This window comes from Rhodococcus sp. 5A-K4, from assembly GCF_046097995.1.
Taxonomy (GTDB): Bacteria; Actinomycetota; Actinomycetes; order Mycobacteriales; family Mycobacteriaceae; genus Rhodococcus_F; species Rhodococcus_F erythropolis.
The window spans coordinates 53462-68249 of the sequence record NZ_JBJURM010000016.1; the positions used below are offsets into that span (position 1 = coordinate 53462).

General features: G+C 62.9%; 14 protein-coding genes and 1 tRNA gene. 8 read left to right on the forward strand and 7 right to left on the reverse strand.

The window, feature by feature from the left end; all coding sequences use genetic code 11:
• Position 1: 1 nt before the first annotated feature.
• A complete protein-coding gene (locus ACKAMS_RS20570; RefSeq protein ID WP_007732375.1) occupies positions 2 to 325 on the reverse strand; it encodes a WhiB family transcriptional regulator in 324 nt (107 codons plus the stop codon).
• A gap of 293 nt (positions 326 to 618) precedes the next feature.
• Between ACKAMS_RS20570 and ACKAMS_RS20575 the strand changes: the two genes are divergently transcribed.
• A complete protein-coding gene (locus tag ACKAMS_RS20575) occupies positions 619 to 2988 on the forward strand; it encodes a transglycosylase domain-containing protein (protein WP_003943525.1) in 2370 nt (789 codons plus the stop codon).
• Between the two features lie 94 nt (positions 2989 to 3082).
• Here the strand turns inward: ACKAMS_RS20575 and ACKAMS_RS20580 are convergent, their stop codons facing one another.
• Entirely contained in the window at positions 3083 to 3559 is a 477-nt protein-coding gene (locus ACKAMS_RS20580) for a GatB/YqeY domain-containing protein (RefSeq protein ID WP_003943491.1), read from the reverse strand.
• Positions 3560 to 3691: 132 nt separating this feature from the next.
• Here ACKAMS_RS20580 and ACKAMS_RS20585 point away from each other — a divergent pair, with 132 nt between their 5' ends.
• The 4 genes from ACKAMS_RS20585 to ACKAMS_RS20600 all read left to right on the forward strand — a co-directional run bounded on the left by ACKAMS_RS20585 (position 3692) and on the right by ACKAMS_RS20600 (position 5592).
• Entirely contained in the window at positions 3692 to 4660 is a 969-nt protein-coding gene (locus ACKAMS_RS20585) for a metallophosphoesterase (RefSeq protein WP_003943461.1), read from the forward strand.
• 54 nt (positions 4661 to 4714) lie between these two features.
• Positions 4715 to 4788 (forward strand) — tRNA-Pro (locus tag ACKAMS_RS20590).
• 74 nt (positions 4789 to 4862) lie between these two features.
• Complete coding sequence (locus tag ACKAMS_RS20595; protein ID WP_019746603.1) at positions 4863 to 5186, forward strand: hypothetical protein; 324 nt, start codon at positions 4863 to 4865, stop codon at positions 5184 to 5186.
• Between the two features lie 52 nt (positions 5187 to 5238).
• Positions 5239 to 5592: a VOC family protein gene (locus ACKAMS_RS20600; RefSeq protein ID WP_029254326.1), complete on the forward strand. Its 354-nt coding sequence runs from the start codon at positions 5239 to 5241 to the stop codon at positions 5590 to 5592.
• Position 5593: 1 nt separating this feature from the next.
• On the opposite strand, the gene ACKAMS_RS20605 is transcribed toward ACKAMS_RS20600, so the two are convergent.
• The gene (locus tag ACKAMS_RS20605; RefSeq protein WP_408989448.1) at positions 5594 to 7150 is read right to left on the reverse strand and encodes an acyl-CoA synthetase; all 1557 of its coding nucleotides are present in this window, start codon (positions 7148 to 7150) and stop codon (positions 5594 to 5596) included.
• Positions 7151 to 7339: 189 nt separating this feature from the next.
• Here ACKAMS_RS20605 and ACKAMS_RS20610 point away from each other — a divergent pair, with 189 nt between their 5' ends.
• Positions 7340 to 8371 (forward strand): ABC transporter substrate-binding protein, encoded by a 1032-nt coding sequence (locus ACKAMS_RS20610; protein ID WP_408989449.1) that lies wholly within the window; start codon positions 7340 to 7342, stop codon positions 8369 to 8371.
• Positions 8372 to 8426: 55 nt separating this feature from the next.
• On the opposite strand, the gene ACKAMS_RS20615 is transcribed toward ACKAMS_RS20610, so the two are convergent.
• A complete protein-coding gene (locus ACKAMS_RS20615) occupies positions 8427 to 8903 on the reverse strand; it encodes a MarR family winged helix-turn-helix transcriptional regulator (protein ID WP_020905958.1) in 477 nt (158 codons plus the stop codon).
• A 119-nt stretch (positions 8904 to 9022) separates the two neighbouring features.
• Between ACKAMS_RS20615 and ACKAMS_RS20620 the strand changes: the two genes are divergently transcribed.
• Complete coding sequence (locus tag ACKAMS_RS20620) at positions 9023 to 10636, forward strand: DHA2 family efflux MFS transporter permease subunit (protein ID WP_030535688.1); 1614 nt, start codon at positions 9023 to 9025, stop codon at positions 10634 to 10636.
• Between the two features lie 92 nt (positions 10637 to 10728).
• A complete protein-coding gene (locus ACKAMS_RS20625) occupies positions 10729 to 11397 on the forward strand; it encodes a DUF6891 domain-containing protein (RefSeq protein WP_019746597.1) in 669 nt (222 codons plus the stop codon).
• Between the two features lie 5 nt (positions 11398 to 11402).
• On the opposite strand, the gene ACKAMS_RS20630 is transcribed toward ACKAMS_RS20625, so the two are convergent.
• The 3 genes from ACKAMS_RS20630 to ACKAMS_RS20640 form a co-directional block, all read right to left on the reverse strand.
• Entirely contained in the window at positions 11403 to 13169 is a 1767-nt protein-coding gene (locus tag ACKAMS_RS20630) for a cholesterol oxidase substrate-binding domain-containing protein (protein WP_408989450.1), read from the reverse strand.
• Between the two features lie 96 nt (positions 13170 to 13265).
• The gene (locus tag ACKAMS_RS20635) at positions 13266 to 14069 is read right to left on the reverse strand and encodes a metal-dependent hydrolase (protein WP_060939232.1); all 804 of its coding nucleotides are present in this window, start codon (positions 14067 to 14069) and stop codon (positions 13266 to 13268) included.
• A gap of 220 nt (positions 14070 to 14289) precedes the next feature.
• A complete protein-coding gene (locus ACKAMS_RS20640) occupies positions 14290 to 14754 on the reverse strand; it encodes a hypothetical protein (RefSeq protein WP_019746594.1) in 465 nt (154 codons plus the stop codon).
• Between the last annotated feature and the right edge of the window lie 34 nt (positions 14755 to 14788).

Here is a 14788-nt window from a genome sequence, read left to right on the forward strand (position 1 = left end):
ATCAGACTGCTGAGTGATGCTGGCGCTGGTCTTCGAAGAACTCGGACCAGGAGTCGACGTCGGGGTGCTGCTTGAGCAGTGCACGGCGCTGACGCTCGGTCATTCCGCCCCACACACCGAACTCGACACGATTGTCGAGAGCATCTGCTCCGCACTGCATGAGGACCGGGCAGTGACGGCAGATGGTGGCCGCCTTGCGCTGCGCGGCGCCACGAACAAAAAGTTGGTCGGGGTCGACCTCGCGGCATCGTGCCTGAGTTACCCAGGCAATTCGTGCCTCGGCCTGCTCGATGTCCAAACGGCTACTCGGGGTGGCTGTGTACATTCTGGGTCCCCTCTACAAAGTCTGACCGTCGCCATAGGGCGAGCAGCGCACCATCTCAGCCGTCCCCGCGGTAGCACGGTGAAAGCTGAGACACATTCGTGATCGAGTGTTACGTCGATCACACTGATCACAATTTAGGTAAAGAACGGCCCTAACGCAAGACGCTCGGGAGCATTTTTTGGTACGGCAGTACAAAGCGCGTGTTCAGAAGGTTTTGAACACCCCCAAAACACTGAAACCGGTTCCAATGGGTGGGCACACGTACTCTGTAGATCGTGTCGATTGCAAAAACAGTGGCGAAGCTCGCCGGAAGCTCCGCATTGGCGGGTGTCCTGGTCGCAGGGGTGATGTTCCCAGTGGCGGGCGGATTCGGATTCGCGTCCAACCGCGCCGCCGATACCGTCGACAACGTCTCGGCCGAACTGGTCGAAGGCACGGTCCCCGCGGTGTCCACCATGGTCGATGCGGCAGGCAATCCCATTGCCTGGCTCTACGACCAACGACGCTTCGAAGTCCCGAGCGAGAAGATCTCCAACAACATGAAGTTGGCGATCGTCTCCATCGAGGACCGCCGGTTCCCCGACCACAAGGGCGTCGACTGGCAGGGAACGCTGCGTGCCTTCCTCACCAACACGACGACCGGTGAAGTGCAGCAGGGCGCGTCGACACTCGATCAGCAGTATGTGAAGAACTACCAACTGTTGGTCGTGGCCAAGACGGATGCCGAGCGCCGCGCTGCCATCGAGACCACCCCGGCCCGAAAGATCCGCGAGATCCGGATGGCCCTGACGCTGGACAAGGAACTCACGAAAGACGAGATCCTCACCCGGTACCTCAACCTCGTACCGTTCGGCAACGGATCCTTCGGCATCCAGGACGCCGCTCAGACCTACTTCGGCGTCGATGCCGCAGATCTGACCGTTCCCCAGTCGGCGATGCTTGCCGGCATGGTTCAGTCCAGCTCCGCACTGAACCCGTACACGAACGTCGAGGGCGTGACCGAGCGTCGTAACACCGTGCTCGACACCATGATCACGAACATTCCGGATCGTGCCGACGAGTTCCGCGCCGCCAAGGAAGAGCCCCTCGGCGTCCTGGAAACCCCCAACAACTTGCCGCGCGGCTGCATCGCTGCAGGCGATCGCGGATTCTTCTGTGACTACGCACTGAAGTACCTCTCGGACGCCGGAATCACGCGCGACCAGATCAACGAGGGTGGTTATCTCATCAAGACCACTCTCGATCCGCAGGTCCAGGCGTCCACCAAGGCCGGACTGAACGCGAACGCGAGCGCCAACCTCGACGGCATCGCGAACGTGATGAACGTGATCAGGCCGGGCCAGGATTCACACAAGGTCATCGCGATGGCCAGCAGTCGCACGTACGGTCTCAATGCCGACGCCGACGAAACCGTCCAGGCACAGCCGTACTCCCTTGCCGGTGACGGTGCGGGTTCCGTCTTCAAGATCTTCACGACGGCTGCGGCGATGGAGAAGGGCCTCGGTATCAACGCGACGCTCGACGTGCCCAAGCGATTCGAAGCCAAGGGCATGGGTAGCGGTGGTGCGGCCGGTTGCCCGGTGTCGACTTACTGCGTGGAGAACGCCGGCAACTACCCGCCGACGCTGTCCGTGACCGACGCGCTGGCACAGTCCCCCAACACCGCTTTCGTCAAGCTCATCGAGGCAACCGGCGTCACGCCGACCGTCGACATGGCCGTCCGTCTCGGCATGCGCTCGTACGCTGATCCCAACACCTCGGGCTTCGACGAGCGCAGCATGGCCGACTTCCAGAAGGAACAGAACCTCGGTTCGTTCACCCTCGGTCCCACCTGGATCAACCCACTCGAACTCTCCAACGTCGCGGCCACTCTCGCCTCGCACGGCAAGTGGTGCCCGCCGAGTCCCATCGATTCGGTCTTCGACCGCTACGGCAAGCCTGTGGCCGTCACCGAGCAGGGCTGTGAGCAGGTTGTCGAGCCCGGCTTGGCAGACACACTCGCCAACGCCATGAGCCGTGACGACGTCGGCGCCGGTACGTCTGCCGGAGCTGCAAGCAGCGCCGGATGGAGCCTGCCGATGTCGGGCAAGACGGGTACCACCGAGACCCACAAGTCCTCGGCGTTCCTCGGCTTCACCAACAACCTCGCTGCCGCTGTCTACATCTTCGGCGACTCCCCGACGCCGGGAGAGATCTGCTCGAGCCCGCTGCGCCCCTGCTACAGCGGCAACCTGTACGGCGGTACCGAACCGGCGAGATCCTGGTTCGCGGCAATGAACCCGGTCGCCAACAACTTCGGGCCCACCTCACTGCCTCCGATCGACGAGAAGTACGCACGGGGATCGCAGAACGGCCAGGTTCCCGAGGTTGTCGGCCTGAGCCAGTCGGCGGCGACGTCGAGGTTGCAGGCGTCCGGCTTCACGGTCAATTCCGTGACCACGGCGTCCGGAGCACGCGCGGGAACGGTCACCGGAGTTTCGCCGTCCGGGTCCGCGATCCCGGGTTCGACCGTCACGATCTACATCAGTGACGGTTCCGTGAGGGCTCCGGCCGCACCCGCATCCCCGGCAGCTCCCGCAGCTCCGGCACCGGGCGCGACTCCCCCGGATGCGACTCCGCCCGGAGGCGAACCCGCACCGCCTGCGGGGACCCCGCCGAACTGACGGCCCTGAAAACTGACGGCTCTGAAAACAAGAACGGCCGCGATCTCCGAGTGACTCGGAGATCGCGGCCGTTTTCGGTTCTGGTGGCGCGCGACTACAGGCGGGACTTCACTGCTGCAGAGATACGTGCGCCATCGGCCTTGCCCTTGGCCAGCGCGCTGGCGGCCTTGATGACCTGGCCCATCTGACGCATCCCCGGACGCTCACCGAGCTCCTCGGACACCTGAGCGAGGGCGGTGTCGACGACGTCGACAAGCTCGGCGTCGGTCAACGGCGTCGGCAGGTACTCGTCGATGATCTGAGCTTCGGCGCGCTCTTTCGCGGCAAGCTCACCGCGGCCGTTCTCGGTGTAGATCTCGGCCGATTCGCCGCGCTTCTTCGATTCCTTTGCAAGGACTTTGATGATTTCTTCGTCGGTGAGGACTCGTGCTTCCTTACCGGCCACCTCTTCGGTCTGGATGGCTGCCATGAGCATCCGAAGGGTGGCTGTACGTAGCGGATCCTTCGCCTTCATGGATGCAACCATGTCGGTTCGGAGGGTGGCTTTGAGCGATGGTGTCGTGTCGGACATGGTGGAAACGTTACGCGCTCGGCGTTTCGAGCGTGCCGATAGTTACCTCCGCCCGGACACAATTCTCTGTGGAATAGCTGTAAAAGACGGCGAGAGCGACGCAGAAGAACGCCACACCCGTATCCTTGAGAGGTGTCTTCCCAGTTCCGCACCAATCTGACCCGCACCGCACTTGGTGCCGCGGGCGCCGCTGCACTAGGGATCGGGTACGCATCCGGCATCGAACGCAATGCATTTGCACTGCGTGAGGTGACGATGCCAGTCCTGGCGCCCGGTTCGTCGTCGCTGCGGGTCCTCCATCTCAGCGACCTGCACATGATGCCGAACCAACGGTTGAAACAGAATTGGTTGCGTGAGCTCGAAGGCCTCGACCCCGACCTCGTGGTCAACACCGGCGACAACTTGTCGCATCAGCGCAGCGTCCCGGCAGTGGTCCAGGCGCTCGGTGATCTGTTGGCTCGGCCGGGTCTGTTCGTCTTCGGCAGCAACGACTACTTCGCTCCGAAACCGAAGAACCCACTGAGCTACATCTTCAACAAGGACAAGCGCATCACCGGGGATCCCCTCCCCTGGGGCGATCTGCGGGCCGCGTTCACCGAACGTGGATGGCTGGACATGACCCACGTGCGCCGCGAGCTCGAAGTGGCCGGTATTCGCATCGCAGCCGCCGGCGTCGACGATCCGCACCTGAAGCGTGATCGCTACGACACCGTCGCCGGAACACCCAATCCCGTCGCCCAGCTCAAGCTTGGTCTGACGCACTCGCCCGAACCTCGAGTTCTCGATCGGTTCGCCGACGACGGTTACGACCTTGTGCTCGCCGGCCACACGCACGGTGGTCAGCTATGCCTTCCGTTCTACGGCGCGTTGGTCACCAACTGCCAGATCGATCGATCCCGGGTCAAGGGGCCGTCGAAGTGGGGCGCGCACACCCAGCTGCACGTCTCCGCGGGCATCGGCACTTCGCCGTGGGCGCCGGCGCGCTTCTGCTGCCGCCCCGAGGCAACTCTGTTGACTCTGGTTCCGGCCACCAGGCGCGAACCGGAGCACGTCTCCGCACACAGTTCCGCAGAGTCTCCAGCGTCGGTTCTACGCAACTGACCTGCGGATTTAATGGCAGTCGACTCGGTAATGTAAGCTAACCGAGGTTCGACACGGGGTGTGGCGCAGCTTGGTAGCGCGCTTCGTTCGGGACGAAGAGGTCGTGGGTTCAAATCCCGCCACCCCGACAGTGAAGAACAGCAATCGAGGCCCTTCCGCTCACGCGGGAGGGCCTCGATTGCGTTGACGATAAGGTGAAGCCGTGGCATCCCAACCAGACTTTGCGCACAACGACATGGCGAGCCGTAGCCGACGCGAGAAAGCCGTCGGCCTGGCCAAGTTCGCCTGGGATCGCGATATCAGTAGCGCAGAGTTGCTCGAGATGCCCGACGATCGACTGCGCAAACTCGCACGTGCGGCCGGCGCCAATCCGCCGAGCACGCGGGAGACCTGGACCATCGCGGCCGGACTGCTCGACGAGAAAGCTGTGTGGGCAGCCGCTAACCCTGACCGTCCCGAAGCTCGGCGTGAGCATCCGGACGAGAAGATCATGTGGGTGAAGAAGCCGATCGAGCCCTGGCTGTGACAGCCGAATTGAGCGCAGCTGTGACAGCCGAATTCAGCGGAGCTGTGAAGCGGTGATCGGGCAGGTTGATGAGGTGGTCGTCGACTGCTCGTCTCCTATCGCACTGGCGAAATTCTGGGCCGGAATCCTCGGCGGACAACCAGTGGAGCGAAACACCGCGTGGGCGTTTGTCGACCCTCCAGGATGGACCCGCCTCGCGTTCCAGCGCGTACCGGAATCCAAGCTGACGAAGAATCGTCTACACATCGACGTCAGCGTGGATGACGTCGTCGCTGCAACCGAGGCCGCCGAGCGCCTCGGCGCAACTCGGGTCGGTACTGTCCAGCAGGACCCGGCCGGTACCTTTCAGGTGCTGCTGGATCCAGAGGGAAACGAGTGGTGCGTCGTCCGAAGTATCGGAAGGTGATTCACACTCCCGCTACGGTTTCGCGAGCCCAACGGTAGTCGGCCTTCCCACTGGGCGAGCGGAGGATGCTGGGTACCAGCACGATCGACCGGGGGATCTTGTACCCAGCCACGTGGGTGCGGCAGTGCTCCGACAATGATTCCGTCGCAACATCTTCGAACCCCGGTCGAACCTGCACGACAGCGGCAACCTTCTCACCGAATCGTGCGTCGGGCGCGCCCGCTACCAAAGCGTCGAAAACTGCCGGGTGAGTTTTGAGCGCCTGCTCCACTTCTTCGGGGTAGACCTTCTCGCCGCCGGAGTTGATGCACATCGAACCGCGCCCGAGCAGCACGATGGTTCCGTCGGCTTCCATCGTGCCCATGTCCCCGAGTACCGCCAGACGCACCCCGTCGACGACAGGAAAAGTTGCAGCAGTCTTGGCGGGGTCGTCGAAGTAGGCCACGGGGACATGGCCGGCCCTGGCGATGAAACCGGTTGTGCCCGAGCCTGGTTCGATGCGACGAAATTCGTCGTCGACAAGAATCATGTTGGGGTTGGATCGAATTCGCTTTGAACCGTCCTCACCGAATTCGACGACGCCGTCGTTGCCGGATTCCGAAGCACCGAAGGCATCCTTGATCACCAGTCCCGGTAATCGGGTTGTCAGTTCTGCCTTCAGGTTCGGGGAGAACAATGCGCCACCCGACCCGATCAGTTTGAGAGTCGAAAGATCGTACCGGCCTTCGCTTGCGGCGATGGCGTCGGCGATCGGCCGAGCAATCGCGTCGCCGACGACGGTGATTCCGGTGATCTTCTCGGCCTCGACCAGTCGCAGCACTTCCGTCGGATCGAAGCTGCGAGTCAGCACTCGGGGCGCTCCCATGAGGAAAGCCGTGAGCAGTGAATAGATCGCGGCTCCATGCATGAGCGGCGGGATTAGTAGCAGCACAGTCGGATTGGTGTTCGCCACGGCCGCATCCACAACCTCTTCGAGACTCCGACGCGGCGGCCCGCTGAGGTTCGCTCCGGACAGGGCTGCGAAGAAGAAGTCCTCGTGCCGCCACACCACGCCCTTGGGCATTCCGGTTGTACCGCCGGTGTAGATGATGAAATGGTCGTCGTTGCTTCGCGGGGCGAAGTCGCGAGTATCAGTCTGCGCGGCAAGGGCGTTCTCATAGTCGTCGCCGACGATCAGCACGTGGGAGATCTCCGGACACTGCGGAACCACGGCCAATGCCGTCGGCACGAATTCCTCTTCGACGAGTAATGCCACCATTTGAGAGTTGATGTAGATGTACAGGAGTTCTGCATCGGTATAGCGGAAGTTGACGTTGATCGGCACCGCTCTGATCTTCAAGCAAGCCAGGAGCGCTTCGACGTACTCGACGCAGTTACGCATGTGAATACCGACGTGCTGCCCCGGCTCGACGCCGACGGACTGCAGATGATGTGCGAGTCGGTTCGATCGCAGTTCGAGTTCGGCGTAGCTCAACCGCGAATCTTCCAGAATCAAGGGAACCCGATCGGGGATCGCATCGGCAACGGCCTCGAACAGATCGGCAATGTTCAGGGTCATCGAAATCCTCACTACACGCGTCTTCGCTTACCAGTACAGGTCTTTCGCGAAGCTAACACGTTGGTCGCACCCTGTAGTCCGAATTGCGTAGCGGTCCCGCTGAGCGAGACCTGACGCGCTGCTCACCTGACATCAACGGTGCGGATACCTCTCTGACCAAGCCCGATAGCCGGAAGGTAGGGTAGCCTAATGCATTCACGCACCACTCTCCGGAGCCGCACGTCGGTCCGGGTCGCCCTGCTTGCCCTGGCGACTGTTTTTGCCGCTACGGCCTGCGGTTCTTCCGACGCCGGCGGCAACGCAAACGGCAACACCGATGTCGCAACCGGCGGCAAGCTGTTCAGCACCGCCGACACGGAAACCGCGAAGCTCGGCAGCGATGCTGCGCCCGGCGAGTTCCCACGCACCATCACCCATGCTCTGGGCGAGACCACCCTCGAGGCCAAGCCGACCCGCGTCGTCGTCCTCGACAGTGGCGAACTCGACGAGGTCCTATCGCTCGGGATCACCCCGGTCGGCATCGCCAGCCCGGAAAGTGCCGCCGGTCAGCCGTCGTACCTGGCTGACAAATTGGTCGGCGTCCCCGATGTCGGCACGACCAACAACCTCAACCTCGAGGCGATCACCGCACTGCAGCCAGATCTGATCCTCGGCAGCAAGTTGCGCCAGGACAAGCTTTACCCGCAGCTCGCGGCAATCGCGCCGACGGTCTTCAGCATCCGCCCCGGCTTCCCGTGGAAGGAGAACTTCCTCCTTGCCGGTGACGCACTCGGCGAGGAGACCAAGGCCGAGCAGGTTCTCAACGACTACCAGACGCACGCGGATCAGGTCCGTGAGTCGATCGACGGTTCGCCGACTATCTCGCTGGTTCGCTTCATGTCCGGGAAGCTGCGCCTGTACGGCAACCTGTCGTTCATCGGCGTCATCTTGAAGGATGTCGGCCTGCCACGCCCGGCGATCCAGGACATCAACGAGTTGGCCGTCGAGGTCAGCCCGGAAACGATCACCGAGGCAGAGGGTGACCGAATCTTCTACTCCAGCTACGGAAATCCCGCAGACACCGGTCAGACCACCGTTGTCGCCGGTCCGCTGTGGGCAAGCATGGACGCAGTCAAGGAAGGCCGCGCCACCGAGGTGAGTGACGAGACCTGGTTCCTGGGCCTCGGCCCGACAGGCGCAGGCCTGGTTCTCGACGACCTGCAGGCCAAGCTCGGCAAGTAGCCGTCACCGACACAAAAAAGCCGCCCGACTCTCCGGAGTCGGGCGGCTTTTTTGTTCAGCGGTTGTCCTGCTCGAGGTGTTCGTTCATCGTCGAGTGCAGGTCGACGAGAAATTCCTCGAATCGACTGAGCAGTTCGGGCGGGTATTTCTCCATCATGGCGTCGAGTCGCACGGCAAGTGGGCCGAAGAACTCGTCCGCGAGGTCCTGCACATGCGCACTGCTGTGCAGCGTGACCACGCGACGGTCTGCATTCTCACGGGTCCGGACGATATGTCCCGCCTTCTCCAGGCGGTTGAGCAACGCGGTGGTTGCGCCCGACGTCAGCGAGATCCGCTCTCCGAGGCGGGCGGGCGAGAGCGGCGCCCCCTTCTCCTCGGCAGCGGTGATTTCCATCAAGGCAGTCGCGTCGGTGGAATGCAGGCCGAGCCACGACGCGAATCGATGACTGAATTCGGTGAACGTCCCACCGTACGCGCGGAATTCGTCCATCAGCCGCTCCCGCTCCACGGAGATGTCGCGCGGTGCTTCCACCCCGTGATCCCACCTTTCCTGTGCCAGACGGCGGCCGGTCGAGCCCAGCGCGCACGTTGACAACTTACCGCCTCAAATATACCTTCACTGTGAAGTTACTTCACAATGGAGGTTTATTCGTGAACATCTCACCCACCACTCGCAAGTGGTTGGGCCTGATCGCCATCGCACTCGGCGTGGCACTGATCGTCGTCGACACCACTATCGTCAACGTCATAGTTCCCTCGATCATCGAAGATCTCGGAATCAACTCCGTTCAGGCTCAATGGATCCAAGAGTCCTACGCAATCGTGTTCGCGGCGCTCCTGCTATTGGTCGGCAGAGTTGCGGACCTGGTCGGCGCCCGTCGCATCTTCATCGCCGGTGTCGTCGTGTTCGGCGCAACGAGCCTACTGGCCGGACTGGCACCGAACGGCGGCCTGCTCATCCTGGCGCGATTCCTGCAGGGCGCCGGCGCGGCCATGATCCTGCCCACCTCACTGTCGCTTCTGAACGCGATGTTCACCGGCAAAGCCCGCGGCCAGGCCTTCGCAGTCTGGGGTTCCACCATCGGTGCTGCTTCCGCCCTCGGCCCACTACTCGGCGGCTGGCTTGCCGAACATGCCTCATGGCGTTGGGCATTCGGCATCAATATTCCGCTTGCCGCGCTCATTCTGATCGGCGCTGTGCTGTTCATCGCGCCCTCACCCCGCACCGCTGGGCGCATCGACACCACCGGAGCGGCACTGTCCATCGCCGGCCTGGGCCTGCTCGCCTTCGGCCTCGTCGAGGGACGTACGTATGGGTGGCTGACGACGAAGGAACCCTTCGATCTGTTCGGCCTGTCGTGGTCCAGCGGACCGTCGCCGGTTCTGGTGGCGTTGGTTCTCGCCGTTCTGTCGCTCGGTGCGTTCGCCTACCGTCAAACCATGCTCACCCGCAGCGACGATCCGTCGCGGGCGCTGATGGACGTACGGCTGTTCTCCATCTCGTCGTTCCGCAACGGCAACATCGCGACGCTGATCATCGGGCTCGGTGAGTTCGGAATCGTTGCGGTGCTTCCCCTCTGGCTTCAGTTCACGCTCGGGTACAGCGCACTCCAGGCAGGGCTCGCGCTGGTTCCCATTGCCATCGGCAGCTTTGTCGCCAGTGGTGCGAGCTTCGGAATGGCGTCGAAGGTCTCGCCGTTGGGCTTGGTCCGTATCGGTTTGGCCCTCGAAGCGCTCGGTCTCGCCGGTCTCGGATTCATCGCTGCAACAGACAGCCCCTGGTGGACTATCGCCGCAGTGCTCTTCTTCTACGGCATCGGTGTCGGTTTTGCGACTGCGCAGGTGACCAACGTCGTGCTCGAGGAGATTCCCGAGCAGAGCGCCGGTCAAGGCTCCGGCATTCAGAGTGCGTTCCGCCAACTCGGATCCGCACTGGGCATCGCTGTCCTCACCACGGTCTTCTTCAGCACTCTCAATTCCACGCTGAACAACGACCTCACCGAGTCCGGTGTCGACCAAGCTCAGGCTGATCAGTTGACGCGTGCTGTCACCGACAGCGCGGGCGCCGCCATCGACTCGCTGGCCGGGTCACCGAGCACCGCTTTCGTCGCCGACGCTGCACAGTCTGCAATGACTCACGGGATCACACTCGGCGGATACCTTGCGGCCGGATTTGTCGTGGTCGGCCTGATCGCCACCGCGCTCATCCCGAACAAGCCTGCCCCGTCGACCGAGGAGGAAACAAAGGCAGCAGCCGACGCCTGACGGCCGGATCGGTGCAGTACGGTGCCGGTATGCGATTGCCCTGGTCACGGTCAGCACCGTCACGGTCAGCACGGTCACGTCAGCCTGCAACGGTGCTCAGCGCGGCCGACATCGTGGCCGTCCGTGAGCAAGCACGCGAATTGGTAGTCCCCGGTTTCGCGACGTTCGACGAAATCTGCGAAGCCGCCCGAGACTGTGTCGAGGGCGGTTTCGAGAACGATGAACTCGGCAGACAGATCGACGCAGTAGTGCGTGAGGTCTGGGACCGAAGGCTCGGGGAGCAGACCCAGTGGACGGGTCCCGGCGACTTCGAGCGCGTATCCGCCGCCTTCGCAGAACTCGAGCGCAGCGGCATCGTGGCCCGCATGAACTTCACCTGCTGCATGCAGTGCGGCACTACCGAAATCGACGACGAACGCACGCCGTCCGAACCGGACGAGAACGGGTATCCCTTTGCTCAGTGGGCGTACACGTTCTTCCACATGCAAGATGCGGAGCGTCTCGGCGACGAGCCGTCCGATCTCTACTTGTCCTACAGTGCGTTTCGTCCGGCCCACGATCTCGATCCCGCGCTGGTCTCCGCCGCGTTCGGCGGCGACGAAACCGCCAAGGCACAGATGATCGCGCACACCGATCAGACCGTCGGGCGCCAGGTAGCCGACGCACTCCGAGCCCAGGGACTGAGCGTCGACTGGAACGGTGACAACAATCAGCGCATCCGCATCTCCGACGTGCGCTGGCGCAAACCACTACCGCAGTAGGAGATTCAGCTGGGCGGCAAGACGCGGTCGATGAACGTATTGCTGAAGACGCGGTGCGGGTCGTGTTCGTCCAGAGTGGCGAGAGCGAAGTCCCAGTTCCCGTCGCCACCGGCACGGAAGGTGGCAGGCACTGTGCTGGTGAGGAATTCGTCGTCCTGGTACGCAGCTTGATCGGTGAATGCCCATCCCTTGGACCACTCCGGACGGAAAGTCGCGTAATCGCCGGAGTAGTTCGCGACCATCCACCGTTCCATCTCGCGAAGGAACGCGGGCAATCCCGCGGTGCCGGGAATCGAGACCACGTTCATCCAGATCGCCGTATCCCAGTCCTGACGATCCGCCCGGGGCCGCACCGCTGACAGATCCGGCACGCCGGCGCTGTCGACAAGGACTTCGCCACTGTCATCGACACCACAGAGACGCACTTCGAACGGCATGTTGACGGGATACTGCCCCCGCGACGCGTAGTGCGTCATTCGCTCGTTCAACCAACTCGTCATCTCGTGGACGACTCGGCCGATGTTGGACCGCTTGGTGATCACCGCGCCGCCGCCCGCTACTACGCGCAACGTCGTGTGCCGCAGGTAGAACAGAACATCTTTTGACCAGCCCCACAGATCGTCGGTGTCGGTCAGCGCCAATCCTGCTGCTACAGCTCCGAACTGAGAGGCGCCGAACAGCGGTGTCGCAGCTTGAAGGCCCTGCGCCACCATCCCCAACGGGGTGGTGACTTCTTCGGGAATCGCGTCGGAGAAGAAGTAGTTGTACGGCCCGCTCACCTCTCGGGACTCCGGTGGTTTGACCGGGGTCGGCGTCCAGACCTTGAGCCACGGTGTTTGCGTGAACGGGAACCAGATCGCCTCCACCCGTCCGGATTTCTCGACAAAACTCTCGTAGGTACGCCCTGGCGAACCGGGAGCAGCAAAGAGTTCTTGCCACGGAATGTCGGTGAAACTCTGGCACCGCAGCCGATAATTCTCCCCGGCTTGCAGCGTCACGGAGGTGACGAAGGTTCGGCCCAGGTGAGTCAGGAAAGCCGTGATCTCGTCATCTGATCGGTGAAAAGTCTTCAGCCCGTATCGATTGCGGCCTTCGTCCCACGCCACCACCGTGATCTCGGTGATCAGATTGCTCAGCGAACCATACGATTGACCAGGGGTGATCGTCTCCCCCACCGCCGGATAGGTTGCCCCGTGAGCGCCGATCGCCAGCGCGCCGGCGATGGACAGCTCACCGATCGCCGGAGCGTTGGCCCAGCCGAGCCCCTCGCGCTCGAGCGCTGTCAGAATCGCTTCGATACTGGCGCCGGCGCCCGCCGTGACGGTTGCGGGCGTGCCGTGCTGCACCACAACCGAATTCAAGTTCGCCATCGTATCGACCAGCAGAACTCGATCCGAAGGCGCGCCGGGCACCACCGTCAACGGACTCCACCCGTGCATCGTTCCCTTCGCACGCACTGTGTACCCGTTGTCGAACGCCCAGTTGGCGAGGGTGACGACGTCGTCGCTGTGACGCGCCGTCGCCGTCCACACACTCTCGAGCATGATTTCTCGCGACCAGTTCGCGTATGCCTGCTGTGACAACGGAATGTCCGACGGAAATCCGGGCGGTGGCGCGATGGTCGATGCCGAGCCCCAGGGAACAGCTCCCGCCGGTGCCCAGGAAATACCCGCGAGAGCAGCTGCGGCGACACTCGCTGCGAGAAATCCGCGCCGGCTCACACCGTCTTCTCTCGAGCTGTGCTCCGCCTTGCGCTCTGCTTGATGCACCACTGCTCACTCCGTCAGCCGACTCGGTTCATGTCAGGGACGAACGTAGAACAAATATGATTACGATGCCAGTGGTTCCGTAATAAAAGATTTAGATGCTCACTGCACCATCGGAGCGAAGACGGCGTAGATCGCTTCCGGGGCGCCGTCGAAAGCACTGATGATCAACCAGGCAGTCAGGACCGTCAGCGCCGGCCCGATCAGAATCTTCTCGAGGTTCCCACCTGCGCGGATGGACAGAAATGACGGCAGCCGTTGTTCCCACCACCGCTTGCCGCCGAGCGGAATCAGGGGCGCGAGAAACGGCACCCCTTCCTTGGTGATCGCATCGCCGAGACAGTGTGTGGCGCAGCCCAGTGCCACTGCAACACCTAGCCCGGTGGATCCGGCCTCACTCGGATACCACTGCCAGGTGAGGGCCGAGAGCACCAACGCAACGGCGGAGACGGCGAGCCACCCCTTCTCCTTGGCCAATTCACCCGCCAATCCTCGGATCGCCAGCCCGAGGCAGAAGAACAGCGTGATGATGATGGCGGGCTTCCCGAACTGAACAACCAGCGCCGAGACCCCGGCCCCAAGACCGGCGGCAAACAGCGCGGTGTGCGTGAGCGTCCGATGCCCACCACGACGCTTGCCGTCCTTCTTGCCTCTGGTGATGCGGTAGAAGGTCACCGAAATTGCGTCGATACCTTTGGCCAGCGCTTTGCTGAGCGGACCGAATGATCGGGAAACCGTCGACTGACCGGTATCGAGGTCGGGAAGCAAGGCGGCTCCCGCGCACACACCGGCAAAGGTCAAGGTTTCAGCGGTGGATGTGGGCCCTCCCCAATCGAGAGGCAACAACTCTGCAACCACCAACCCCACAGCAGCACCGGACATCGCGTGGGTGGGGCCCATGACCATGAAACACAACACCTTTCGAAACGCGCCCCGCATCAGGCCGTACCGCACCCTCTGCAAGACACCACACACATGACGCCGTCGGCGACGGTCTCGGCATGCTCGCCGAGACCGCCCCGAACGTAGCAAGTGCTACCGACAGGGTTGACCAACCTCCGGACCTGGTTGAGTACGGCCGTACCGTTCCAGGTCAAAGCGGTTCATGCGGAGCTTTTTTCGCTCGTCAGCCCGCAGCAACCGCGCATGACAGGGCAACGCCTTCCTCCAGCGGAGCGACGCCTGCCATGTTGAGCACCTCTGCCGGAACACCCTCGATCGCCGGAGCCCATTCGACGGTCGGCAACGCCGGCACCCCTTCACGCGCAATGAATGTCGCGGCGTCGCCAGGGACTTCGATCGTGATTGCGGCTGTGCCCGCCTCCTCGGCGCGCACAACCTTGCCCTCGTCGATGAGCTTCTGCAGCTCCTCGTCGGAAATCGGCGTCGCGGCACCACACGCTACTTCCGGAGCCACACCCGCCTCTGACGGAGCGGTCGCGATCGATCGCACCGCCACCGGCGACCCGTCGGAAATCGGGTTGGAAGCCCAGGCGATTCCCGGCGCCACGGCCATACCGAGGACCGCCACCGACGCCACCACCACACCGGTCCGGCTGGCCCGCTTGCCGTTCACTTTCAATCGCGTCATCGTTGTTCTCCTTGATCGAACGTTCTCGAATTCT

Excerpts from the sequence above, each read along its gene's own strand:
- ACKAMS_RS20570 (WP_007732375.1), bottom strand. The coding sequence starts at position 325 with ATGTACACAGCCACCCCGAGTAGCCGTTTGGACATCGAGCAGGCCGAG.
- ACKAMS_RS20580 (WP_003943491.1), bottom strand. The coding sequence starts at position 3,559 with ATGTCCGACACGACACCATCGCTCAAAGCCACCCTCCGAACCGACATG.
- ACKAMS_RS20605 (WP_408989448.1), bottom strand. The coding sequence starts at position 7,150 with ATGACCCTGAACATTGCCGATCTGTTCGAGGCCGTTGCCGATGCGATC.
- ACKAMS_RS20610 (WP_408989449.1), top strand. The coding sequence starts at position 7,340 with ATGCATTCACGCACCACTCTCCGGAGCCGCACGTCGGTCCGGGTCGCC.
- ACKAMS_RS20635 (WP_060939232.1), bottom strand. The coding sequence starts at position 14,069 with ATGGTCATGGGCCCCACCCACGCGATGTCCGGTGCTGCTGTGGGGTTG.
- ACKAMS_RS20640 (WP_019746594.1), bottom strand. The coding sequence starts at position 14,754 with ATGACGCGATTGAAAGTGAACGGCAAGCGGGCCAGCCGGACCGGTGTG.